Origin of the sequence: Jonquetella sp. BV3C21 (genome assembly GCF_000468895.1) — a bacterium.
Taxonomy (GTDB): Bacteria; Synergistota; Synergistia; order Synergistales; family Dethiosulfovibrionaceae; genus Jonquetella; species Jonquetella anthropi.
Window position 1 is genome coordinate 56,004 of sequence record NZ_AWWC01000018.1, and the last position, 22,861, is coordinate 78,864.

General features: G+C 61.7%; 21 protein-coding genes. 15 read left to right on the top strand and 6 right to left on the bottom strand.

Going from position 1 to position 22,861, the window contains the following annotated elements; translation table 11 throughout:
• Window positions 1-47 precede the first annotated feature (47 nt).
• The 5 genes from gcvPA (at window position 48) to HMPREF1249_RS04485 (ending at window position 5,848) form a co-directional block, all read left to right on the top strand.
• Window positions 48-1,397, top strand: coding sequence for an aminomethyl-transferring glycine dehydrogenase subunit GcvPA (gcvPA, locus tag HMPREF1249_RS04465; RefSeq protein ID WP_008520377.1), 1,350 nt, complete (start codon window positions 48-50; stop codon window positions 1,395-1,397).
• Entirely contained in the window at window positions 1,397-2,863 is a 1,467-nt protein-coding gene (gene gcvPB / locus HMPREF1249_RS04470) for an aminomethyl-transferring glycine dehydrogenase subunit GcvPB (protein WP_008520379.1), read from the top strand. Before gcvPA ends, gcvPB begins: the two co-directional genes overlap by 1 nt.
• Before the next feature lie 97 nt (window positions 2,864-2,960).
• Entirely contained in the window at window positions 2,961-3,590 is a 630-nt protein-coding gene (locus tag HMPREF1249_RS04475) for a cyclodeaminase/cyclohydrolase family protein (RefSeq protein WP_008520381.1), read from the top strand.
• A 23-nt stretch (window positions 3,591-3,613) separates the two neighbouring features.
• Window positions 3,614-4,966, top strand: coding sequence for a dihydrolipoyl dehydrogenase family protein (locus tag HMPREF1249_RS04480; protein ID WP_008520383.1), 1,353 nt, complete (start codon window positions 3,614-3,616; stop codon window positions 4,964-4,966).
• 111 nt (window positions 4,967-5,077) lie between these two features.
• Entirely contained in the window at window positions 5,078-5,848 is a 771-nt protein-coding gene (locus tag HMPREF1249_RS04485) for an alpha/beta fold hydrolase (RefSeq protein ID WP_008522598.1), read from the top strand.
• A gap of 60 nt (window positions 5,849-5,908) precedes the next feature.
• Here the strand turns inward: HMPREF1249_RS04485 and HMPREF1249_RS04490 are convergent, their stop codons facing one another.
• From HMPREF1249_RS04490 to HMPREF1249_RS04500, 3 genes are read right to left on the bottom strand one after another with little or no spacing between them, the layout of a single operon-like run.
• A complete protein-coding gene (locus tag HMPREF1249_RS04490; RefSeq protein ID WP_008520387.1) occupies window positions 5,909-6,913 on the bottom strand; it encodes an ABC transporter substrate-binding protein in 1,005 nt (334 codons plus the stop codon).
• A 48-nt stretch (window positions 6,914-6,961) separates the two neighbouring features.
• Entirely contained in the window at window positions 6,962-7,720 is a 759-nt protein-coding gene (locus tag HMPREF1249_RS04495) for an ABC transporter ATP-binding protein (protein WP_008520389.1), read from the bottom strand.
• Window positions 7,717-8,772 carry an ABC transporter permease gene (locus tag HMPREF1249_RS04500; RefSeq protein ID WP_008522600.1) on the bottom strand — a complete coding sequence of 352 codons (1,056 nt, stop codon included), beginning with the start codon at window positions 8,770-8,772 and terminating at the stop codon, window positions 7,717-7,719. Before HMPREF1249_RS04500 ends, HMPREF1249_RS04495 begins: the two co-directional genes overlap by 4 nt.
• Before the next feature lie 415 nt (window positions 8,773-9,187).
• Here HMPREF1249_RS04500 and HMPREF1249_RS04505 point away from each other — a divergent pair, with 415 nt between their 5' ends.
• Window positions 9,188-10,384 carry a pyridoxal phosphate-dependent aminotransferase gene (locus HMPREF1249_RS04505; protein ID WP_008522601.1) on the top strand — a complete coding sequence of 399 codons (1,197 nt, stop codon included), beginning with the start codon at window positions 9,188-9,190 and terminating at the stop codon, window positions 10,382-10,384.
• Window positions 10,385-10,481: 97 nt separating this feature from the next.
• Here HMPREF1249_RS04505 and HMPREF1249_RS04510 read toward each other — a convergent pair whose 3' ends face one another.
• The 3 genes from HMPREF1249_RS04510 to HMPREF1249_RS04520 are packed head-to-tail and all read right to left on the bottom strand — an operon-like array spanning window position 10,482 to window position 14,665.
• Entirely contained in the window at window positions 10,482-12,233 is a 1,752-nt protein-coding gene (locus tag HMPREF1249_RS04510) for an ABC transporter ATP-binding protein (protein ID WP_021775872.1), read from the bottom strand.
• The gene (locus HMPREF1249_RS04515; RefSeq protein WP_008520401.1) at window positions 12,230-14,035 is read right to left on the bottom strand and encodes an ABC transporter ATP-binding protein; all 1,806 of its coding nucleotides are present in this window, start codon (window positions 14,033-14,035) and stop codon (window positions 12,230-12,232) included. Before HMPREF1249_RS04515 ends, HMPREF1249_RS04510 begins: the two co-directional genes overlap by 4 nt.
• Before the next feature lie 18 nt (window positions 14,036-14,053).
• Window positions 14,054-14,665 (bottom strand): TetR/AcrR family transcriptional regulator, encoded by a 612-nt coding sequence (locus HMPREF1249_RS04520; RefSeq protein WP_021775877.1) that lies wholly within the window; start codon window positions 14,663-14,665, stop codon window positions 14,054-14,056.
• 206 nt (window positions 14,666-14,871) lie between these two features.
• On the opposite strand from HMPREF1249_RS04520, the gene fapR reads away from it, so the two are divergent.
• The 9 genes from fapR to HMPREF1249_RS04565 all read left to right on the top strand — a co-directional run bounded on the left by fapR (window position 14,872) and on the right by HMPREF1249_RS04565 (window position 22,858).
• Window positions 14,872-15,465 (top strand): transcription factor FapR, encoded by a 594-nt coding sequence (gene fapR / locus HMPREF1249_RS04525; RefSeq protein ID WP_021775915.1) that lies wholly within the window; start codon window positions 14,872-14,874, stop codon window positions 15,463-15,465.
• Window positions 15,462-16,496: a phosphate acyltransferase PlsX gene (gene plsX / locus HMPREF1249_RS04530; protein ID WP_008520407.1), complete on the top strand. Its 1,035-nt coding sequence runs from the start codon at window positions 15,462-15,464 to the stop codon at window positions 16,494-16,496. The genes fapR and plsX overlap by 4 nt, the downstream gene beginning before the upstream one ends.
• Window positions 16,493-17,446, top strand: a complete 954-nt coding sequence (locus HMPREF1249_RS04535) for a nitronate monooxygenase (protein ID WP_008520408.1) — start codon at window positions 16,493-16,495, stop codon at window positions 17,444-17,446. Before plsX ends, HMPREF1249_RS04535 begins: the two co-directional genes overlap by 4 nt.
• Window positions 17,447-18,400: an ACP S-malonyltransferase gene (gene fabD / locus HMPREF1249_RS04540; RefSeq protein WP_008520410.1), complete on the top strand. Its 954-nt coding sequence runs from the start codon at window positions 17,447-17,449 to the stop codon at window positions 18,398-18,400.
• Window positions 18,397-19,134, top strand: a complete 738-nt coding sequence (gene fabG, locus HMPREF1249_RS04545; protein ID WP_008520412.1) for a 3-oxoacyl-[acyl-carrier-protein] reductase — start codon at window positions 18,397-18,399, stop codon at window positions 19,132-19,134. The genes fabD and fabG overlap by 4 nt, the downstream gene beginning before the upstream one ends.
• A gap of 37 nt (window positions 19,135-19,171) precedes the next feature.
• Window positions 19,172-19,423: an acyl carrier protein gene (gene acpP, locus HMPREF1249_RS04550; RefSeq protein WP_008520413.1), complete on the top strand. Its 252-nt coding sequence runs from the start codon at window positions 19,172-19,174 to the stop codon at window positions 19,421-19,423.
• A 135-nt stretch (window positions 19,424-19,558) separates the two neighbouring features.
• A complete protein-coding gene (fabF, locus tag HMPREF1249_RS04555) occupies window positions 19,559-20,800 on the top strand; it encodes a beta-ketoacyl-ACP synthase II (RefSeq protein ID WP_008520415.1) in 1,242 nt (413 codons plus the stop codon).
• Entirely contained in the window at window positions 20,788-21,507 is a 720-nt protein-coding gene (locus tag HMPREF1249_RS04560) for a ribonuclease III family protein (protein ID WP_008520418.1), read from the top strand. The genes fabF and HMPREF1249_RS04560 overlap by 13 nt, the downstream gene beginning before the upstream one ends.
• Window positions 21,508-21,544: 37 nt before the next feature.
• On the top strand, window positions 21,545-22,858 hold the full coding sequence (locus tag HMPREF1249_RS04565) for a dihydroorotase (protein WP_008522604.1): 1,314 nt from the start codon (window positions 21,545-21,547) through the stop codon (window positions 22,856-22,858).
• Window positions 22,859-22,861: the final 3 nt, after the last annotated feature.

Here is a 22,861-nt window from a genome sequence, read left to right on the forward strand (position 1 = left end):
GCGACAGGGTAAGGTTTTTCATTTGCTTCACTAAAGGAGGTTCGTCAATGAGTCGTTACATCCCAGTAACCGATGCCGACCGCCAGAAGATGCTGGCCGCAATCGGCGTCAAGTCAATTGATGACCTGTTCTCGGATATTCCGGAGAAGGTCCGCGTCAAAGGACTGCTGGACATTCCCGAAGGCCTCTCCGAACCGGAGATGGTTCGGGATCTGAAGAAGCTGACCGGCAAGAACAAGAGCGCTGAGGACTTGGTGTGCTTCTTGGGTGCGGGCGTTTACGACCATTTTGTGCCGGCTGCGGTCGACACGATCGTCTCGCGCGGTGAGTTCACCACCAGCTACACGCCCTATCAGCCCGAAGTCGCTCAGGGAACCCTGCAGGCCATTTTTGAGTACCAGACGATGGTCTGTGAGCTGACCGGCATGGACGTCTCCAACGCTTCCATGTACGACGGCGCCAGCGCGGCCGCTGAGGCCTCCGTTATCGCTGCGGCCCACACGAAGAAGGATCGGGTGCTGGTCGCCCGGACCGTGTCGCCAGAGACCCGCGCGGTGCTCAAGACTTACTGCTGGAGCCGAGGCTTCGAGTACGCTGAGCTGCCGGACGTTGACGGCAAACTGTGCCGCAAGTCCTTGGAGACTGAGCTGGCCGGCGGGAAAATCGCCGCGCTGGTCGTCCAGTCGCCCAACTTCTTCGGGGTTATCGAGGACTTAAACGGGCTGGCTGAGCCGATTCACGACGCCAAAGCCCTTTTGATCGTGTCAACCGACCTGCTGGCCCTCGGCAGCATTGAGGCGCCCGGCAAGCTGGGCGCTGACATCGTCGTCGGCGACGGTCAGAGCTGCGGCAACAACATGAGCCTTGGCGGCCCGCACTTCGGATTCATGGCGACCACGCAGAAGCTGATGCGCAAGATGCCCGGTCGCATTGTGGGACAGACGGAGGACATTAAAGGCCGCCGCTGCTTCGTCCTGACGCTGCAGGCCCGCGAGCAACATATCCGCCGCGAGAAGGCCACGTCGAACATCTGCTCGAACCAGAACCTGTGCACCGTGGCCGCTTCCGTTTACCTGAGCCTCATGGGACCCAAGGGGCTCGCTGAGGTGGGCCATCAGATTCTCGCCAAGACCGCGTACGCGGTTGACCGGTTGGTCGCCACCGGCAAGTTCAAGGTGGCGTTCCCCAAGGCCGGCTGCTTCCGCGAGGTCGTCCTGATCTCTGACGAGCCGGTGGAAAAACTGAACGCCCGCCTGCTGAAGGCAGGGATTCTGGGCGGTTACGACCTGAAGGCCGAGTATCCTGATCTGGGCAACGGCTGGCTGTTGGCGGTGACCGAACAGCGGACGAAGGAAGAAATCGACCGTATGGTCGCCGTGGCTGGAGGTGAGTGCTGATGAAACACGGGCCGATGGAGACTCTGTTTGAGCTTAGCAACCCTGGTCTGATGGGCGTGGCGCTTCCCCCGCTTGACGTTCCGGACGTGGACTGCTGCGCCGTTCTGGGCGGAAACTGCCGCGCTGAGGCGCCGCGTCTTCCCGAAGTGGCGGAAGTCGACGTGATTCGTCACTTCACGGGCCTGTCGCAGATGAACTTCAGCGTCGATGAGGGTTTTTATCCTCTCGGCTCCTGCACCATGAAGTACAACCCCAAGATCAACGAAGCGGCGGCCCGTATGCCTGGGTTTGCCCGGCTTCACCCGCTTCAGCCTGAGGAGACAATTCAGGGCGCCCTGAAGCTGATGTATGACTTGGAGACCTATCTGGCCGAGATCACCGGTATGGCGTCTGTCACCCTTCAGCCGGCGGCCGGCGCCCACGGCGAGCAGACCGGGCTGATGATCATCAAGGCGTACCACGAGTCGCGGGGCGACAAGAACCGCGATGAGGTCATCGTCCCTGACTCGGCTCACGGAACCAACCCGGCTTCCGCGGCCATCACGGGCTTCAAGGTCATCGAGGTTCCGTCTGACCCAGAAGGCATGGTCGACCTGAACGCCCTGAAAGGGCTGGTCAGCGAGCGGACTGCCGGTCTGATGCTCACCAACCCGAACACGCTGGGCATTTTCGAGAAGCATATCGTCGAGATCAACGACATCATCCACAAGGCCGGCGGGCTGGTTTACTACGACGGAGCCAACGCCAACGCCATCGTGGGCAAGGTCCGCCCCGGCGATATGGGATTCGACGTGCTGCACCTGAACCTGCACAAGACGTTCAGCACGCCTCACGGCGGCGGCGGCCCCGGCGCCGGTGCTGTCGGCATGTCCAAGGATTTGGCGAAGTTCTCGCCGGTCCCCGTCATCGTGAAGGACGGCGAGACCTACCGACTGGAGTGCAGCTGCCAGCGGCCCGAGTCTCTGGGACAGGTTCGCAGCTTCTTCGGCAACTTCGGCGTGTTGGTCCGCGCCTACACGTTCATCCGCACGCTTGGCGCTGCCGGGCTGAAGGAAATGTCGGAGACGGCCGTTTTGAACGCCAACTACCTCGCGTCTCAGCTCAAGGACACCTACCCGGTCGCCCACAAGGGATTCTGCAAGCATGAGTTCGTCCTTGACGGCGAGCCGCTGAAGCACCAGACCGGCGTGACGACTCTCGACGTCGCCAAGGCCCTGATTGACGCAGGGTACCACCCGCCGACGACGTACTTCCCGCTGATCGTTCACGAGGCGCTGATGATCGAACCGACCGAAAGCGAGTCGAAGAGGACGCTGGACGGCTTTGCCGCTTCGCTGAAGGCCATCGTCGCTAAGGCAAAGGCTGAAGGCCCTGAGCCGTTCCACAGCATGCCCGTGTCGACCCCGATCGCCAGACCTGACGAGACGAAGGCCGCCCGTACGCCGGTGCTTCGCTGGCAGTTCTAACAACCGTTTCCATTGCGGCGACAGCGGCTCGACCCCGTCGGGGCCGGCCACTGTCGCTTTTTGTCATCATTGCAGCTGAATTTGGGGGAATGAGCAAATGAAACTGTTTGAGATGCGGATGGAAGAGTTCCTGCGCGATTTAGCCAGCAGCAAGCCGGCGCCGGGCGGCGGTGCGGTCGCAGGTCTGACCGGCGCGCTTGGGGCGGCTTTGGCGTCCATGGTGGCAAACCTTGCGCTGGAGAACAAAAAGTACGAGGCCAACTGGCCGGAGATGAAAGACGTCGCCGCCCAAGCGTCGGAGCTGATCGGCAAATGCCTTGCCCTGATGGACGACGACGCGCGGGTTTTCGACGGGTTCATGGCGGCCCTGCACCTGCCCAAGGACACAGAGGCGGAGAAGGCGGCCCGTCGGGAAGCCATACAGGATGCCACGAAGAAGGCGATTTCCGTTCCCATGGAGACCCTTTCGGTCTGTGCCGCTATCGGCGAGCTGGCCCTGAAAGCGGCCCTTCGGGGCAACAAGGGCGCCATCACCGACGCGGCTATCGCGGCGGACTTGGCCTGTCTGACGGCCAACGCCGCCAGCTGGAACGTGAAAATCAACCTGAAAGGCCTGAAGGACGAGGCATACGCGGCCCAGTGCCGGCAGGCCATGGAAGAGACGCTGGCAAAGACCGCCCTGCTGAGAGATCAGGCGAAAGCCGCGACTGACGAAGCTCTGGCGTAGTTGGCGGAGAAGGAGGCTGACACATGTACGATCTTATCGTTTTAGGCGGCGGCCCCGGCGGCATGAAAGCCGCCGAAGTGGCAGGGAGCCGCGGCTTGAAAGTCGCGCTGGTCGAGAAGGAACACTTGGGCGGCACGTGCCTGAACCGAGGCTGTATTCCCACGAAGGCCCTGTATTCTCACGTCATCGGCGGCAAGGGAGCCCGGGAAGGGCTCTGGAGCCGGCTGGAAGGCGTGGTCGAAAAGCTGAGAACCGGCGCCGCCCAGACATTGAAACTGTCCAAAGTGAACGTCATCAAGGGCGTTGGAACTGTAACGAGCTGGGGCGAGACGAAAAAGCTGTCGGTCGTCAAGCCGGACGGCTCAACCGAGGTTCTGGAAGCGCCCAAACTGCTGATTGCTACCGGCGCTCGGTCTGTGGTGCCCGACTTTGCGGGCAACGACCTGCCGCAGGTTCTTACCGGCGACTGGGCGATTATTGACCCTCAACTCTGGGATCCGGACCGCAACGGCCAAGTGAAGACGGTTGCCGTTCTTGGCGCTGGCGTCATCGCCCTTGAAATGGCGATGATCCTTCAGGGGCTGGGCAAGGACGTGATTTTGCTCAAGCACTCGGACCAGATCCTGCGGCGAATCGACGGCGACCTGAAGAAGAAGGTCGTTCAAACCGTCAAGAAGCGCAAGACGACCGTGTACGACTACGTGCACCTGACGTCGGCCCGCCAAGAGGGCGACGGTCTCGTCCTGTCCGGCACGGCCGGCGAGGAGCCGCTTGAAGTCGCCTGCGACCGGCTGATTCTCGCGTCCAGCATGGTCCCGATTCTGGACGGCTTCGGCTTGGAAGACAGCGGCGTGGAAATTAAAAAAGGCTGCATCGCCGTTGACAGTCATATGCGCACCAGCCTGCCCGGCGTGTGGGCCATCGGCGACTGCACCGGCGGCGCCATGCTGGCTCATCTGGCCGAGTATCAGGCCGTCAGCGCGGCGTTCGACATGTTGGGCGACGACTACAGCGTCGACCTCGATGCCCTGCCGGCCTGCGTGTTTATCGACCCCGAAGTGGCCTATGTCGGCCTGACGGAAGAGCAGGCGAAGGAGCGGGGAGAGGAAATCGTAACCTCCAAGGCGTACTTCGCCGCCAACGGCATGGCTCTGGCCATGGGCGAGGGCGACGGATTCATCAAGGTCGTTGCCCGGGCGTCGGACAAGCGGCTGCTTGGCGTCCACATCATCGGGCCGGAAGCCGCGTCGCTGTTGGGCGAAGCGTCTTTGGCCGTGTCAAAGGGCCTGACGGCTCACGACGTGGCTTTTTCCGTTCACTCTCACCCCACGCTGTGCGAGTGCTTTAAAGACGCCTGCATGAGGCTGGCGGAGTAGCTAGGCTTGTCAAGAAACGCAACGTTCCCGAAGACGGCTGTTTTCGGGAACGTTTTGTCTTCTCCTGCTGAGCGGCAAGGTTCGGGAGATCTGAGACGGGAGGGCTGAACCGTGCGTCGGAGAAAAATATTCCTGTCCGAAAGGCTTCGCCTCAGCGACGGGGTCGTCGTCGCCTGGTCGGCCCCCAGCGCCGGACGGCGCGTGCTGATGATCCCCGGGCTTGGCGGCGACAGCGGGTGCTGGGGGCGCCTGCCCCGCGTGATGGAAGCGGCGGGCTTGGCCCCCGTGCTGTTTGACCCGCGGGGTCTCGGCGGGTCGTCCCGGGGAAGCTCGCCGCTGACGATTGAGCTTTTAGCGTCCGACGCCTGCGAGATATTTCAGCAGGTCGGCCCCTGCGCCGTCCTTGGTTGGTCCATGGGTGCCAGCGTCGCTTTTGAACTGGCCTGTCGGGTGCAGGAAAAAGTTCCCCTCGTTTTTCTGGCGTCATCGCTGAGCCAAGCCCCCAAGCCCGGGACGTCCCTGGACCGGCTGCTTCACTGTTCCAGCGGAGAGTGGGGGACGTTTTTGATGAAAGCTCTGGCCTTTGACGGCGCTTCCGGTTCGGCCGAGCTCGGCGGAACCGGCGCGGTCCTTGAGGAGTACCGTCAGGCGCTTTTGCGTTGGACTTTTCGCCCCCAACGGGCGTCGGCCCTCCGAGGCCCCGCGCTGTTTCTTGCCGGGCGGGACGACGGACTAGTCAGCCCGTCAGAAGTAGAGCGCACGGCCAAGATGATACCGGGCAGCCGGTACCTCTGCGTGAAGGGCGGGCACGGATTTTTTTACCGCCATCCTGAAGAGACGGCCCGCGCGATGTCCGACTTCCTCGCGGAATCTGACGGTTAAACGAGCTTCCGCTCCGTAAAAAAAGAGCCGCTCCGTACGGAGCGGCTCTTTTGCTGTGAACTAGTTTTCCTCAAGAACCGGGTGCCAGACGCGCTTCAGCATTTCGTCGGGGTCGCCGGCGGGCAGAATGTTGAACTTCTGATAGTCGGCGATGGTGCGGCGGAGGGTCGACTCGGTCTCGGCGTCGGTCAGGTCGTAGTGGAAGGTCTTGAAGATCTTCTTGACCAGCTCGATGTCGCCGCTGGCCCAGCCGTTGGCCTTGAGGATCTCGACCGCCTCGTCGGGGTGCTCGCAGATGAACTTCTTGGCCGCCTCGTGAGCTCGGGTGAGCTTCTTGACGGTGATCGGGTTTGCCTTGTAGAAGTCAAGGTTGACGGCGTGAATGCAGCAGCAGTCGCGCTCAAAGTCCGGGTCAGTGGTGATCGAACGAATGGCCTTGATCTTGCCCTGGTCGACGAACTGGCGGGCGAACTGATCGCTCAGCAGGATGGCCTGAATCTCTCCGCTTTCAAGGGCCAGGACGGCGGCGCCGCTCTCGACGACCTTGTACTTTACGTCCTTCAACGGGTCGATGCCGTCTGCCGCCAGCAGGCGCATGGTGATGTTCTGATCGGAAGCGCCGATTCCGTCAGGAACGGCGATCGTCTTGCCCTTCAGGTCGGCGGTGGACTTGTACTCGTCGGTGTTCAGCACGTAAAGGGTCTTGCAGCCCGTGTGGATTCCGGCGGTGAAGACCATGCGGACGCCCCGGAGAGCCGGGACGAGCAGAGTGGCGATATGGTCGCCGGCCAAGTCGATCTTGCCGGTGCCGATCGCGTCGCCCTGGGCGCTGCTGCCGCCCTGATACTTCGTGATAGCCGTCTTCAGGCCTTCGGCCTCGTAGAAGCCCTTCGCCTGGGCGATACCGAACGTGCCAAGGCAGAGCCCGCCGTTGTAGCCGACGCGGATCGTCTGGTTGTACGCCGGTTCCTTCTTCCAAGCTTCGTTCTCCTCTTCGGCAGTCATGGCGAATGCCGAGCTGGCCGCGAGGGCCATCATTGCTGCGATGGTGCAGATGCGCTTCATTACGAACTCCTCCTTTGTGATTCCCCGTACGGGGGCTGTCGCTTCGGTTCAGTCGATACGTCCAAAGTCGAGCATCTCGAGAACCTTGGCGTGATACCCTAAAAATTCGTTGCCGGCGCGGTTCCGCGGGTACGGCAGGTCAACTTTGATGTCCTCGCGGATTCGGCCGGGGCGCGGGGCCATGACGATAACCCGCGTGCCCATGTAGAGAGCCTCGTCGATGTCGTGGGTCACCATCAGGGTCATGTGTCCCGAAGTCCGCCACAGGGCCAAAATCTCGTCCTGCATTCTCATGCGGGTGAACGCGTCCAGCGCGCCAAGCGGCTCGTCCAGCAGGAAAACGTTCGGGTGGTTGATCATGGTCCGAATCAGCGCCAATCGCTGGGCCATGCCGCCCGACAGCTGGTGCGGAAAGTCGTTTCGGAAGTCCGAAAGGCCCGCTATTTCCAGCAGCTTGTTCACGTCGTCTTCCCGGCCCGCCAGCGTTCCGGCCATTCTCAGGCTGAACGTCAGGTTCTGTTCCACCGTCATCCAGGGGAAGAGCGTCGGCTTCTGGAATACCATGCCCCGCTCAGGCGACGGCCCCTGAACCGGCTGGCCGTTCAGCTGGACGGTTCCGCTGGTGGGGACGATGAGGCCGGCCACAAGCCGAAGGATCGTCGACTTGCCGCAGCCCGACGGCCCGACGATGGAGATGAACTCCCCGTCCGTCACGGTCATGTTGATGTTGCTCAGTGCGTTGGTTACGTCGTCCGTTTCCGTCCGGGCGAAGCTCTTGTAAACGCCGTCCAGCTTCAGCACGTTCATGACTGAACAGCCCCTTCCTGCCAGCGAAGCAGCCGCCGTTTGATCTTATTCAGCAGCCAGTTCACCGCCACGAACACGACGCACAGCACGACGATCGCGGCGTACATCTTACCGTACTGGGCCCAGCTCTTCTGCCAAGTCACGTACCAGCCCAGCCCGGACTCGACGCCGATCATCTCGGCGACCATCAGGGCCATGCAGGCGCTGCTCATGCCCTGAGTGAGCCCTTGAAGGATATTTGGCAGGGCGAACGGCAGGGCCACCCGGAACACCAAATGCCGCGTCTTGGCGCCGAGGGTCCGCGCGGCCTCGTAGAACGACTTGTCGATGTTCCGTATCCCCGTTATGGTCGCGATCGTGAGGGAGTACCACACGCCCAGCGCGATGATGAAGACGCTCCCCTTGAACAGCGACGACGCCAAAACCATGACAACCGGAATCCACGTGGTGGAGGGGATCGCGCCCAAAAGCCGCATGAACGGGGCGATCCAGTAATCTACCCGCTTGTTGTAGCCGCAGGCGACGCCGGTGAGCAGTCCGAGCAGCGCGCCGGTGAAGTACCCGGTGAAAAGGAGCATCAGCGAATGCCACGTGCAGTCCAGCAACTGGAGCCGGTCTTCGATCGCCGCGTTGAGGATCTGGTCGACCCAAGGGAAATAGGGCAGGACGAACTTCCCGGTTTTTAAGGTCACCCAGTCGTACCCCAGCAGCAGGAGGAACACCAGCGAGTAGAACGGCGCCCCGTGGCGCAGCCGGTCGTAGACCCGTCGGGAGAAAAACGACCCGATGAACGCGGCTGCGGCGGCGGCGATAAGCGCGCCGAGGAAATAGGCGTAAGTCATCGTGTGGGAGTTGCCTTCAAGGTCGGGCAGGCACAGGTATTCAGCCATGGCGAGAAGTCCGGCGAATATCGGCATGGCCCGAATCAAAAGGTCAAGAGCTGCCCTCTTTTTTGTCAGGGGAGCGCTTTCAAGTTCTCGGAGTTGGTCTTTCGTCAAAGTCCCGTGGTCCAGCGACGAGAGAACCCCTGTGGGGTTTGTGCGACAGTTCAAGGAGTTTCCACCTCTTTGTGAAATTTACAGCATAATCATTATAGCTTACTGGGTAGCTCAGTCAACCGAAATGGCAGAAGAGTATTGCGTGGAAAAATCCATTGGGAAGCCACGTATTATCTGCGTTTTTAAAGATCTTAAAATGATAAATTTCTGTTGAAAGCATAAATATTAAGGGAGATAGCCTCAAATTTTCAGGCGCTTGACGAAAAGAGCTTGCCGAATGGAAGTCCTTCTGTCAGTCGTTCTGCTGGGGAACGGCGCCTTGAAAGAAAAGGTATTTTTACCGTTCAGATGGCCATTCAGTCAGGCTCATTTGTGCAAACTGGTAAAATGGTATATACTTTTTATGACGCAGAAACTATATTGTCGCAATTTTTTGTCTTGGCGATACGAAGAAGAGGAGGAGATTTCAATGGAACTGTCCCGTCGCATTCAGCAGCTCACAGCGTCGCCGATTCGCAAGCTGGCTCCCTACGCGGAGGCGGCCAAGAGCAGAGGGGTGAAGGTGTACCATCTGAACATCGGCCAGCCCGACATCGCCACGTCGGACGTCTACTTCAAGGCGATCCGCGAGGCGAAGCTGACGACCGTGGCGTACACGAACTCGCAGGGCGAAAAGCCGCTGCGGGAAGCCATCTCCAAGTACTATGCCAAGTGGAACATTCCGTACTCGCCTGAAGAGATCATCGTCACGCACGGCGGCACCGAGGCCCTCATTATCGCTATGTTGTCCGTCTGCGACCCGGGCGACGAAATCCTCGTGTTTGAGCCGTACTACGCCAACTACTCGTCGCTGGCCAAGGCGTTCAACGTGACGCCGAGAGCCGTCGCCACCGACCCGGAGACGGGATATCACCTGCCGGACGATAAGACCATCCTCGCCAGCCTGACCGACAAGACGAAGCTGGTGATCCTGACGAACCCGGGCAACCCGACCGGCTCGGTCTACACGGCCGATGAGCTGAAGCGGCTGGCCAAAATCGTCAAGGATCGGGGCCTGTTTGTGCTGGCCGACGAGGTGTACCGCGAGTTCGTGTACGAGGGCTCCTACACCAGTATGGCGTCGTTCGACGATATTCGGGATCAGGTGCTCATCGTCGACTCGGTGTCCAAACGTTACAGCGCCTGCGGCGCCCGTATCGGAGCGCTGCTCTCCCACAACAAAGAGCTGATTGCCCAAAGCATGAAGTACTGTCAGGCTCGGCTTTGCGTGCCGTCGCTGGAGCAGATCGGCGCTGAGGCAATGTACCTGCACACGGCCGACACGTACTTAAAGTCGGTCAACGACGAGTACCGCCATCGCCGCGACACGCTGCACAAGGCTCTGATGGCTATCCCGGGCGTTAAGTGTCCAATGCCCAGCGGCGCGTTCTACATGATGGTTACCCTGCCGGTTGACGACAGCGAGAAGTTCGCCAAGTGGCTTCTGGAGGAGTTCCAAGACGCCGGCGAGACGGTGATGCTGGCTCCCGGCGCCGGCTTCTACGGCACGCCGGGCAAGGGCGTTCACGAGGCCCGAGTCGCCTACGTCCTGAAGGAGGCGGATCTCCTTCGGGCCGCCGAACTGCTCAAAAAAGCTCTGGCCGTCTATCCCGGCAGGACCTGCTAGGTTTCGGAGTACAGGACAGATCATCGAAAATAAAAAGGTCCGGAACATCCAAACGGATGTTTCGGACCTTTTTTGCGTTTCCAGCGGGGCAGAGGACTTATTTTCGGCCGATGGACCAGCCGCTTTGGGATGTCTGACGGCCGGCCATGGCAGCGAAGGTGCCGCCGGCTTTCAGAAGTTCGTCCGGCGTCCCCTGCTCGGCAATCTGCCCGTCTGAGAGGACGACGATCTTATCGGCGCCGGCCACGGTCCTCAGCCGGTGAGCGATGACCAGAGCGGTCTTGTTTCTGATCAGCCGGCCAATGGCCTCCTGAACGGCCGTCTCGCTTTCGGGGTCAAGGGACGCGGTCGCCTCGTCCAAGATGATGATCGGGGCGTCCTTGAGGAGTGCCCGGGCGATAGAAATTCGCTGCCGCTGGCCGCCGGAGAGGCGGGAACCGTTTTCGCCCAGAACGGTTTGATAGCCGTTGGGCATTTTGGCCACAAACTCGTCGCACTGGGCGGCCTTCGCCGCGGCTAAGACTTCCTCGTCTGAGGCGTCTCGGCGGCCCAGTCGAATGTTTTCCAGCACCGTGTCGTCGAACAGGACGACGTCCTGAAAGACGATGGCGAAGTGGGCCAGCAGCGTTTCAGGCGATATCTCACGCACGTCGGTTCCGCCGAGGCAGACCCGGCCCGAGGAGACGTCCCAGAAGCGAGCCGCCAGACGGGCAGTCGTGCTCTTGCCGCCGCCCGACGGGCCGACCAGCGCGGTCACTTGGCCTTGCTTGGCCGTGAAGGTGACGTGACGCAGCACCGGCGCGGAGCCGTAGCTGAACGACACGTCGTCAAACGACAGGTCGAACCGGTCGGGCCGGAACGATTCTCGGCCGGTCATGGCCGGCTCGTCGTCAATCTGTTTCGTCCGGGCGATCGGCTCGGAGACGAACAGCAGGTGGGCGATGAAAACCATCTCGGAGGCTAGCGGGTCATAGATGCGGCTGGCGACGGAGAGGAAGACGACGAACTCCCACAGGCCGAGAGTTCCCTCTGACAGCAGCCAGACGCCCGTCAGCAGGGTGGACACGAGCCCGAGCCGCAGGACCGCTTCAGCAGTCTTGACCATCGTCCCGCCGAGCCATTCGGCCGACATCTGGAGAGTTTCGGCCACATCGAGCTTCTCTTTCAGTCCGCTCAGGTATCGGTCCTCAAAGCCGCAGGACTTGATCGTGGCGAAGGTCTCAATGCCCTCTTGGAACGCCTCGTTCCTGCTCAGCGTCGCCTCCTTGAACTGGCGGTTTTTCTTTCCCAGCTTGCTTCGTCCGGCCAGCAGAATCCAAACCGCCGCCGGCAGAGGCCACAGGACGGCCAGTCCCATGCGCCAGTCAAACGACAATAGGCCGACCACGATGATCAGCGTGGAGAGGGCCGAACCCAGCAGCTGGGGCACGCAGTGGCTGTAAAGCTGCTCCAGCTCGGCGCAGTCGTTCATGATCGTGGTCGTCAGGTCGCTCAGGTTTCGCTGGCTGAAAAACGACAGCGGGAGCTGGCGCAGCTTCTCGGCCAAAGAGATTCGTCGGCTGGCGCTTTCTTTATAGGTCGTGATGAACGTCGACTGGTACAGGCCGAACTGAATCAGGCAGATGACGGCGACGGCGACGGCCGAGTAGAGCGCGTACTGGGCCCAGGCGAAGGCTGGGACGGGAGAAGCACCGTAAAGGAAGTTCAGCAGAGCGATGAAGGCCAGAGCCACGAGGCCCGGAGCGATCATGAACGACAGGTTAGCTAAGGCTGCCCACAGCGACGCGCGGAGCATGCCCCAAACTCCCGTGCGGGAGAGGGCGAACAGACGCTGCATATGCCGGATCATCTTGAGGCCTCCTCGCTAGCCACTTTCCACTGGGCCGCTTTCTGGTACTCGGCCCACATCTTGGCGTACAGCCCGCCGGAAGCGAGCAGTTCGTCGTGGGTTCCCGACTCGGCGATCTGTCCGTCGTCGATCACTAGAATCCTGTCGGCGTTTCGGACCGACGAGAGCCGGTGAGCGATCATCAGCGTCGTCTTATCCCGCGCGAGTTCCGTGAGGGCTTTCTGTATCTGTGCCTCATTTTCTGGGTCGGCGAACGCGGTCGCTTCGTCCAGAATCACGACCGGCGCGTCCTTGGCGATCATTCGCGCCAGAGCGATACGCTGAGTCTCGCCGCCGGACAAGTAGACTCCTCCGGCGCCGATGACCGTATCGAGGCCCTGGGGCAGTTTCTCCAAGATGTCGCCGCACTGGGCGCTGCTCGCCGCCTTCAATGCTTCCGCCTCGCCAGCGTCCGGCCGGGCGGCAAGGATATTGTTTCGAATCGACGTCTTGAACAGCCGGTCGTTCTGGAAGACTAGGCCGATATGGCTCATCAGCTCTTTCGGGTCCATCTCCCGTTCGGGTTCTCCGCCTAAAAGCACGTCGCCCTTGTCTGGATCCCAAAATCGGGCCGCCAGACTCGCGATTGTGCTTTTTCCGCCGCCCGACGGTCCCACCAGCGCCCAGACCTGCCCCTGCGGCAGGTGGAAGCTCACGCCCCGCAGGGCTGGCCGAGTTGTTCCCGGGTAGGTGAACCAGACGTCGCGGAACTCCAAGTCAAATCCCGACGGCCGGCGGGGGGCCGAGGGAACCGACAGGGGAGAAGCGTTCAGAGCCTGGTCGATACGGTTGACCGCCTCGATGGCCAAGGAGACGTTCTCGGAGGCGTACATGATCTTTGATATCGAAACTGACAGGGCTGGCGTCAAGAGGCAGTAAAAAATTACCGACGCGACCAGCTGCTTGGGGTCGGAACTCCGGCCGGCTAAAAACAGCGCGGCAGGGATCAGCAGCAGCACCGGCGAGTTGATAGCCGTCACGAAGTACGAGTAGGGGCGTCGAAAGTCCAGAGCGTACTGATTGACGAAGTGATAATAGGCCTCGACTGACGCTTTGAACTTCCGAAACGAGTGGACGGTCTGCTGGAACGTCTTGATGACCGGAATGCCTCGGATGTATTCGACTGCCGCGCCGTTCATCGACTGAAGCGCGTCCATGTACTTGCTCATCGACTGATCCTTCATGTAGTCGTTCATGTGGGCGAGGAACCAGAACCCGACGGCCAGCGGAATGAAGCAGATCAGGCCAAGCCGGAAGTCGAAGTAGACCAAGAAGATCAGCCCTGTGAGAAGGGACGCTAAGGTCCCCGCCACGTCCGGCAGCAGGTGGGCGAGCAGCGAGTGGGTCAGCGACGCGTTCTCGTTGATCACCTTCTGCAGGTTTCCGCTCGTCGTGGCCTGAACGAACCCTAAGGGAAGGGACATCAGCCGGGACATGGCGTCGAACCGAAGCTGCTTTTCCACGCGGAACGCTGTCAGGTGGGAACAGTACGCTGACAGAAACGACAGGACCACCCCGCCGGCTGCCCCGGCAAACGCCAGAACGACCCAAGGGCCGATGCCGAACGGCTGGCCGGTTCCCCAGCGGCTCAGCACCAGATTGAGCACGTACCACACGGACGCTAGCGGCAGAAGGGACGAGACGGCAGCTGCGGCAGACAGGATTAGCGACAGGGGCAAGAACCACCGAAGCGATCCGGCAATGCGGAACAGGCGTGCCAACGTCTTTCCGGCAGAAGGTTTTTGAGCGGCATTTTGTTCCATGTTACCAACCTCGATTCTTTACGACTTTTTCGGCGTCGCCTCCGGCGCCGGATTTTTCATCAGCGTGAGCCAGCCGCTGACAAAAAAGTTCTGCACGGCTCGGGCGTAGGCGAACGCCTCTTCTCGGTTCATCTCCCGGATGGCGATCTCGAACATGCAGGCGAACATCGCCCGCGAAATGGAGTAGCTGAACAGCTCGTCAACCGGTGTGATCTTCATCCCTGCGGACGTCATTCGGAAAAAATAGCGGCGCGTCGCCGAGTTCTCAATGCTCGTCAGGTTGTCCAGATACCGCTCCCACCGCGTTCCGCCGCCAGCCGTGAGGATCAGCCGAAACTCCGCCTTGTGGCTCACGATGTAGTCGACCATCTCGCTGAACGTCTCTGGGTCTGACTGGCCCATGGTCTCGTGCTGAGTCCGCTCGTCCAACGCCTCAAAGGCGGCGATGTACTTGCGGAGTGATACCTCAAACTCCGCGCCAGCTACGGCGACCAGCGCGTCGAACAATTCGTCCTTGCTCCGGTAGTACCCGTACAAGACGCCGGTCGTCACGCCAGCCCGAGCGGCAATCCGACGAAGCGACGCGTTCCGAAACCCCTTCTGACTGAATTCCGCCCGCGCTGCGGACAAAATCGCCTCCTGCGTTGACTGAACGATGATTCCTCGCCCCTCTCAGTGATATAACTCTGTTATATTAGTTTTAGCTAACATAATTGTCAAGAGACCATCTGACCGGGCGGCGGCTCCGCCGGGGTATTCTTGACCGGCGGCGGCGGTCTGATATACTATTTCACATCTGATATTGAGAGTTGATTGTAATTTTGGGGGGATACTGGATGACCAGAGTATCGTCTCGGGCAGAGCGGCATCAGAAGCTGCTGGATTTGCTGCGCCGCAGTCCGCTTTCCACAGACGAGGATCTGTCGGAGCTCCTGAACGTGAGCCTGAGCACCGTTCGGCTGGATAGGATCCTGCTCGGCGTGCCTGAAGTTCGGGAGCGGGCTCGTTCCATGGCGGAACAGGCGGTGAGCAGGCTTCGGTCACTGCGGGAGAACGAGTTTATCGGCCGGCTGCTGGAGCTGGAGCCGAACAGATTCGCCGTGTCAGAGCTCATTGCCGGGGCTGAAATGGCGTTTCGGCACACGGACCTGATTTGGGATCATTACATTTACGCTCAGGCAAGCGCTCTGGCAATTGCGGTTGTCGAAGCTAACTGGGTCATCGTCGGATCGGCCCGGGTGAGGTACCGGCTTCCGGCGAAAATCGGCGATCGGCTGATTGCCACGGCCAGAGTCGGCGTCCATAAAATGGGAAAGTACATTATCAGCGTCAGAACGGCTGTCGAGGGAAAAGAAATTTTCGTCGGCCGGTTCATAGCTGTGGCTCACGACCCTCAAGGTTTACACCATGATGGAGGAGAAACGTTATGATAATTGCCGTTGACGCGATGGGAGGGGACTACGGCCCGTCGGTTGTCTGTCCCGGCGTCCTGACCGCCTGCGAGCGTCATCAGGACTTGACCGTCGTTTTTGTGGGCGATCAGGAAAAAATCAAGCCGTATGTGGACGCTTCGGGCGCGGCCGGCAGAGTTTCGGTCGTCCATACGCTTGAAGCGGTAGGAATGGACGAGCACCCGTCTCAGGCGATACGGACAAAGCGCCGCTCCAGCCTTCGGCTGGCTATGGAGATGGTTCGTTCCGGCGAGGCGGACGGGTGCCTGTCGGCCGGGAATACCGGGGCCATTGTGGCAGGCGGCGTGCTGGTGGTGGGTCGGATTCGGGGCATCGCGCGCCCGGGGTTGGGAGTTTTGCTGCCGACCCTCAAACCGACGCTGCTCATCGACGGCGGCGCGACGGTTCGGTGCAAGCCCGAGACGCTGTGTCAGTTCGCCCGAATGGGCTCGGCCTATATGACTTCTCAGATGGAGCTGAACGCGCCGCGGGTCTGCCTGCTGTCCAACGGCTCGGAGGAGATTAAAGGCGACGACGTCATCGCTTTGGCTCGCGAAGCCCTGTCGGCCGACAAGACGGTAAACTTCGGCGGGTACATCGAGCCCAACGAGGTCACGTTCGGCAAAGCCGACGTGGTGGTGGCCGACGGGTTCACCGGCAACATCATGCTGAAGTCCTTTGAAGGGCTGGTGTCTTACGGCATGCAGCTGATCAAGGACGAGGTGCTCTCAGGTCTCTTGGGGAAAATTGGGCTCGGACTGTGTTATTTTGGGGCCCGCCGCCTGAAGGCGAAGCTCGACTATCAGCGCTACGGCGGTTCGCCGCTGTTGGGCGTGGACGGGGTCGTGGTGAAAGCCCACGGCCGGTCAAAGGCCCCGGCGATCACCAGCGCGATGGACGCGGCGGTTCGGGCTGTTCAGGGGGATATTGTGGGCGTCATTCGGCGCAGGGCCGGATCAGACGCTTCGGACGAAGCAGATAGGACGAAAGAGAGGCTGGAGGCCGAATGATCGGAGAGAGACTGACGAAGCTTTTGGGAATTAAATATCCTGTTATCCAAGGCGCCATGGCCTGGGTGGCCAACGCGGAGCTGGCAGCCGGCGTGAGCAACGGCGGCGGGTTGGGAATTATCGCTGCCGGCGCGACGCCGCCGGAAATTCTGGAACAGGAACTCATCAAGGTGAGAAAGCTCACCGACAAGCCGTTTGGGCTGAACATCATGCTGATGTCCCCGACGGCCGACGACGCGCTGGAACTGGCGGCTCTTCACCGCGTGCCGATCGTCACCACCGGCGCCGGATCGCCCGGCAAGGTGCTCGAGCGCCTCAAGCCGCTGGGAACGATCGTCATGCCGGTCGTTCCGACTGGGACTCTGGCCCGGCGGGTGGAGAAGCAGGGCGCCGACGCGGTGATCGCCGAGGGTATGGAAGCCGGCGGCCACATCGGCGAGCTGACGTCCATGGTGCTGACCCCGATGGTCGTCCGCGCCGTCTCCATTCCTGTCGTCTGCGCCGGCGGAATTGCCGACGGGGCCGGAATGGCCGCGGCGTTCGCCTTGGGCGCGTCAGGCGTCCAGCTTGGAACGCGTTTTGTCTGCTGCGACGAGTGCACCGCTCACCCGGCGTTTAAAGAGGCGTTCGTCAAGTCCCGGGAGCGGGCCACCGAGGTGACTGGGCAGAGCACAGGGCATCCCGTTCGGTGCATTAAGAACAAACTGACCCAGGCGTTTCAGAAAATGGAGTTTGACCACGCGCCGGTTGAGGACCTTGAGAAGTTCGGTACCGGCCGGCTTCGGGCGGCCGTTGTGGACGGCGACGTGGTGATGGGGTCGGTAATGGCCGGCCAGTCCGCCGCCCTCGTGAACGATATCCTTCCCGCGGCTCAGATCATCTCCCAGATGACGCGGGAGGCCCAGCAGATCTTGTCGTCCCTTGGGACGGCAGTTTCGGAGGTGGAATAGATGAAATACGCGCTGATATTCCCGGGGCAGGGTTCGCAGAACGTCGGCATGGGCTCCGACCTGTGCGGGACGTATCCGGCAGCAAAGGCGGCGTTCAGCGAGGCCGATAACGCGCTGGGCTTTAAGCTCAGCGACATCATCTTCAACGGTCCGGAGGAGCGTCTGACCCTGACGGCTTACACCCAGCCGGCTATTCTCGTCACGAGCATCGCCCTTTACCGGGCTCTGACCGTCGACTGCGGCGTCAAACTGTCGCCCGAGTGCGTCGCCGGCCACAGTCTGGGCGAGTACACGGCCCTTGTGGCGAGCGGCGTCCTGTCGCTGGCCGACGGGGTACGGCTGGTTCACAGCCGCGGCTCGTTCATGCAGGAAGCGGCTCCCGAAGGGCAGGGAGCCATGGCCGCCATTATGGGCATGGACCCGGATCAGGTGGAGATCATCTGCTCAGAGGTCGGGAAAGCGTCGGTCTGCGAGCCGGCGAACTACAACACGCCTGTTCAGTTGGTCATTTCCGGCGAAACGGAAGCCGTCAAGCGGGCCGCCGATCTGGCGACGCAGCGGGGCGCCCGTCGGGCCGTCATGCTCAACGTCAGCGCGCCGTTCCACTGCTCTCTGATGCGGCCTGTGGCCGATCGGCTAGCCGAGTCCATGAAGGCCTGCACGTGGAATCAGGGGGCGTTTCCTCTGGTGGCCAACGTGTCCGGTCAGCTGGTCAGCTCTGTTTCGGATATCCGGGACGGGCTGTACGAGCAGACCTACAGCCCGGTTCAGTGGGTTAAGTCGGTCCGAACCATGTGCGGCTTAGGCGTCAGCCGGTTTGTCGAGATCGGCCCCGGCAAGGTCCTTTCTGGGATGATCAAGAAAATTCAGAAGGACGCTTCCTGCCTGTCAGTCGAAACCGCCGGAGACCTGAGCCGGGTCGCTGAGTTCGTCGCGTCGGAGGATCAGGAGTGAGCCGTCTGGCTCTGGTCACAGGAGCCGGACGCGGCATAGGCAGGGCCATCGCTTTGCGTTTGGCCCAGGACGGCTGCCGGATCGCCCTTCATTATCGGTCGTCTGCAGCCGGCGCCGAAGAAACGGCTCAGCAGATTCGCACATCCGGCGGCGAAGCGGAGATTTTCGGCGCCGACCTGACCGATTCGTCTCAGGTTGCCGAGATGTTCGGCCTGATCAAGTCGCGGATGGGCAGCCCTGAAATTCTGGTCAACAACGCCGGCGCGACGAAGGACGGATTAGTGATGCGCATGAGGGACGAGGACTGGAAAACGGTCCTTGACGCGGACCTGACGTCGGTGTTTTACTGTACGAGAGAAGCCCTCAAGGGCATGACGAAGGCGCGGTGGGGTCGGGTCGTGACGATTACGTCCGTCGTCGGGCTGGCCGGCAACGCCGGGCAGGCCAACTACGCGGCGGCCAAGGCTGGGGCCATCGGGCTCACCCGTTCCGCGGCGCGGGAGTACGGCGGCCGGAACGTGACGTTCAACTGCGTGGCGCCCGGGTTTATCGAGACGGACATGACCGCCGGCCTGTCGCAGGAACTCAAGGATCAAATGCTGGCGAGCACGCCGCTTGGCCGGGCAGGTCAGCCGGAGGACGTCGCGTCTGCTGTGGCGTTTCTCGTCTCAGACGCGGCGGCGTTTATCACAGGGCAAGTCTTAGCCGTTAACGGCGGCATGACGATGCAATAAACAAGTTCATCACCCTTCCTTGAAAGGAGGTGGAACCATGACTCGAGAAGAAGTATTCGCAAAACTGAAGGAGATCATCATCGACCGTCTTGACGTCGACGAGGAGCAGATCAAGCCCGAGGCCTCGTTCGTAGAGGATCTGGGGGCTGACTCCCTTGACATTGTCGAGCTCATCATGGGCATCGAAGAGGAATTCGACATCGAGATCCCGGACGAAGACGCTGAGAAGCTCACGTCCGTCGGCGAGGCTATCAACTACGCCTGTGAAAAGCTGGGAATCGAAGGCTAGCCTTGCTCCAGCCGCATTTCAGGGGAGGCCCTGAGGGCCTCCCCTGTATTCGACGGCAAACTGTGTCCTTTTTCCCCGCAGGGGAGAACCCGGCGGGCTAGGTTTACATTTGACTCCGCGAGAGGAGTGAATTCAGTGACCATCACTGAACGGAAGGTAGCTATTACCGGACTGGGCGTCGTGAGCCCAATCGGCAGTGGCAAAAACAATTACTGGCGGGCTCTTGAAGCGGGGACGAACGGCGTCGGGCCGATTACCGCCTTCGACGCGTCCGAGTTCCCCGTACGAATTGCCGCTGAAGTGAAAGACTTTAATCCTGAAGACTATATGCCCCGAAAGGAAGCCAAACGGGCCGATCGGGCCATTCAGTTCGCCGTCGCGGCCAGTCAGATGGCCATGGACGATGCGGGGCTTGCCGCTGGATCGGTGGATCCCTATCGTTTCGGCGTGTACATCGGTTCCGGGCAGGGCGGAATTTCCACCTGCTTCGAGAACTTCCAGACTCTCATCACCGCCGGACACCGGCGGGTCAGCCCGTTCTTCATCCCCATGATGATCACCAACATGGCGGCGGCGTACGTGGCAATTCAGCAGAAAGCGAAGGGCCCGTGCTTCTGCGTCGTTACGGCCTGCGCGACCGGCGTGAACAACATCGGCGAGGCGGCTCGGGCTATCAGCCGGGGCGACGCTGACGTCATGCTGGCGGGCGGCACCGAAGCGGCGGTGTGCAGTATTTGTGTGGCCGGTTTTGCGGCCATGAAGGCCCTTTCCACCCGCAACGACGAGCCGGGCCGGGCTTCCCGTCCTTTTGACCGGGATCGGGACGGTTTCGTCGTCGGCGAGGGCGCCGGCGTGCTCGTCTTGGAGGATATGGAGCGGGCGCGGGCGCGGGGCGCTCACATCTACGGCGAAATCAGAGGGTACGGCAGTTCCTGTGACGCCAGTCATATTACCGCACCCGACCCGAACGGCGAAGGCGCAGCCCGGGCCATGCAGATGGCGGTGGAAGAAGCCGGCTGGGATCGAGTCGACCTGATCAACGCTCACGGCACGTCGACCGGTCTCAACGACGTGATGGAGTCTCAAGCGATCAACCGGGTATTCGGCGCCGCGGCGCCCGATATCCTCGTGAACTCCACCAAGTCGATGATCGGCCACGGCTTGGGCGCGGCCGGCGGCATGGAGACCGTCGCCGCCATTCAGTCTTTGGAGGAAGGAATCATTCACCGAACGCTGAACTTGGAAAATCAGGACCCGGAGTGTAACGTCACCGTGGTCAAGGAGACGCTTCGCCGGCCGGTTGACCGTGTTCTCGTCAACAGCTTCGGCTTTGGCGGACACAACGCCGTCATCGCGATCGAAAAATGCAGGAGCTAATAGCCGGCAGGACAAGCCGAGCTCAAGACCTGAGCGCTTTTCAAAAGCGCTCAGGTCTTGTTTTTCGTGACCCCGCACTGCTGGACTTAGCTCTGACTCACCGGTCGTTTGCCGCCGAGCGGGGCGGGGGAGACAACCAGCGTCTGGAATTTCTCGGCGACGCGCTGATCGAAGGGGCCGTCAGCGCCGAGTTGTTTTGCTCCCGCACGAACGACGACGAGGGGAAACTGACGAGGCGGCGCGCCCGGCTCGTCTGCCAAAAGTCTTTGGCCCGCTGCGCCGATAAGCTGGGCTTAGGGGAACTGCTGCGGCGTGGGCGGGGACAGACGGAGGCGACCGAGGCCATGAAGGCGGACGCCTTTGAGGCCTTGGCTGCGGCGCTCTACTTGGACGGCGGCGCCGAAGCGATGCGCGGCTTGGTGGACTTGATCCTGTCCGAGCCGCTCGCGCCTCTGGACGCGAAGACCCTGCTGTGCCAGTGGGGCGCCTCCTGCAGGGTAACGGTGACTTTCGAGGAGACGGGACGAACCGGCCCGGATCACGAGCCTCACTTCTTCGTCCGCGTTCAGGCCGGCAGCGAGACGGCCTGCGGCGAAGGGCCGAGCCGGCTGGCGGCTGAGCAGGACGCTGCGGGGAAGGTCATCCGGTCTCTTGAAGAGCGGGGAGAGTGCGCAATCGGTTGTCCAACTGAGGCGGAGTTGTTATAATCGGCCGAAAGCGTTTGAGTCTGAAAGGCGGTGCGTCATGAAGACGTTATTCTGCAACTGCCGTTTGGTCGATCCGTCCCAAGGTTTGGACGGGCCGGGCGCCCTGCTGGCCGAAGACGGCGTTATTCTTTGGAGCGGTTCTCAGATCCCGGAAGGAACAGAAGCCCACAGGACAATTGACTGCGGCGGCTGTGTCCTCGCGCCGGGGCTGATAGACCTGCACGTCCATTTCAGGGAGCCGGGACAGACTCATAAGGAGACTTTGGCGACAGGCTGTCAGGCCGCCGCTGCCGGCGGGTACACGGCGGTCGTCACCATGGCCAACACGACGCCGCCGATCGACAGCTCGGAGATGGTTCGCTGGACGCTCCGAAACGCCCAGCCGCTGGACTGCCGAATCTTTCCCGCGGCCGCAGTGACCCGGGGCATGAAGGGGCAGGAGCTGACCGACTTTCGCGCTCTGGCTGAAGCTGGAGCCAGCTGCCTGACCGACGACGGGCTGATGGTGGCCCGAAACGACGTGGCGTTTGCCGCTTTCAAGGAGGCGGCTGCTCTGGGCCTCGCCGTGAGCATTCACCCGGAGACGCCCGGCCTTGGCGGCGACCGGTCGGTCAATCAGGGGGACGTGTCGCGCCGATTCGGGCTGGAAGGCGTCCCGCCGGCAGGGGAAGAGACCGGCATCGCCCGGGACATCGTGCTGGCCGAAGCGGCCGGCGCTCACCTGCACGTTCAGCACGTGTCGACCGCCCGGGGCGTGGCGCTGATCGCCTGGGCGAAGTCCCGGGGGGCCCATGTCACGGCCGAGGCGACGCCACACCACATCAGCCTGACGGAAGAGCGGGTCCTGCGATGCGGCGCGAACGCGAAAATGAGCCCGCCCCTTCGGACGGAGGCGGACAGACTGGCTGTCGAGACGGGACTTCTGGACGGCACGCTGGACGTGATCGCCACGGACCACGCGCCCCACTCGCCGGAGGAAAAAGCGCAGGGACTAGCGAAAGCGCCGAACGGCGTCGTCGGCTTGGAGACGGCTCTGGCCGTCTGCTTGACCGAACTGTCGGCTAGCCCGCGGTTTTCTCTCCCGCTTTTGATCGACCGAATGAGCTGTCGTCCCGCTGCTGTTCTCGGCCTTCCGGGCGGCACGCTGAAAAGCGGCTCGCCGGCCGACCTCGTCGTCTTTGACCCGAAAGAGCGGTGGACCGTCGATGCAAGCCGTTTTCGCTCAAAGGGGCGCAACACGCCGTGGGACGGAGAAACTCTGATTGGACGGGTCAAGCTGACCGTTCTTGGCGGTCGGTTCACGTGGCGCGACATGGACGACGCCCGGTTCGCCGGACTGCAGGAGGCGTGAGCT

What these genes read in the sequence shown, in the direction of transcription:
- gcvPA (WP_008520377.1), top strand. Translation starts at nt 48, where the DNA reads ATGAGTCGTTACATCCCAGTAACCGATGCCGACCGCCAGAAGATGCTG.
- gcvPB (WP_008520379.1), top strand. Translation starts at nt 1,397, where the DNA reads ATGAAACACGGGCCGATGGAGACTCTGTTTGAGCTTAGCAACCCTGGT.
- HMPREF1249_RS04475 (WP_008520381.1), top strand. Translation starts at nt 2,961, where the DNA reads ATGAAACTGTTTGAGATGCGGATGGAAGAGTTCCTGCGCGATTTAGCC.
- HMPREF1249_RS04480 (WP_008520383.1), top strand. Translation starts at nt 3,614, where the DNA reads ATGTACGATCTTATCGTTTTAGGCGGCGGCCCCGGCGGCATGAAAGCC.
- HMPREF1249_RS04490 (WP_008520387.1), bottom strand. Translation starts at nt 6,913, where the DNA reads ATGAAGCGCATCTGCACCATCGCAGCAATGATGGCCCTCGCGGCCAGC.
- HMPREF1249_RS04495 (WP_008520389.1), bottom strand. Translation starts at nt 7,720, where the DNA reads ATGAACGTGCTGAAGCTGGACGGCGTTTACAAGAGCTTCGCCCGGACG.
- HMPREF1249_RS04505 (WP_008522601.1), top strand. Translation starts at nt 9,188, where the DNA reads ATGGAACTGTCCCGTCGCATTCAGCAGCTCACAGCGTCGCCGATTCGC.
- HMPREF1249_RS04510 (WP_021775872.1), bottom strand. Translation starts at nt 12,233, where the DNA reads ATGATCCGGCATATGCAGCGTCTGTTCGCCCTCTCCCGCACGGGAGTT.
- HMPREF1249_RS04515 (WP_008520401.1), bottom strand. Translation starts at nt 14,035, where the DNA reads ATGGAACAAAATGCCGCTCAAAAACCTTCTGCCGGAAAGACGTTGGCA.
- fapR (WP_021775915.1), top strand. Translation starts at nt 14,872, where the DNA reads ATGACCAGAGTATCGTCTCGGGCAGAGCGGCATCAGAAGCTGCTGGAT.
- plsX (WP_008520407.1), top strand. Translation starts at nt 15,462, where the DNA reads ATGATAATTGCCGTTGACGCGATGGGAGGGGACTACGGCCCGTCGGTT.
- HMPREF1249_RS04535 (WP_008520408.1), top strand. Translation starts at nt 16,493, where the DNA reads ATGATCGGAGAGAGACTGACGAAGCTTTTGGGAATTAAATATCCTGTT.
- fabD (WP_008520410.1), top strand. Translation starts at nt 17,447, where the DNA reads ATGAAATACGCGCTGATATTCCCGGGGCAGGGTTCGCAGAACGTCGGC.
- acpP (WP_008520413.1), top strand. Translation starts at nt 19,172, where the DNA reads ATGACTCGAGAAGAAGTATTCGCAAAACTGAAGGAGATCATCATCGAC.
- HMPREF1249_RS04560 (WP_008520418.1), top strand. Translation starts at nt 20,788, where the DNA reads ATGCAGGAGCTAATAGCCGGCAGGACAAGCCGAGCTCAAGACCTGAGC.
- HMPREF1249_RS04565 (WP_008522604.1), top strand. Translation starts at nt 21,545, where the DNA reads ATGAAGACGTTATTCTGCAACTGCCGTTTGGTCGATCCGTCCCAAGGT.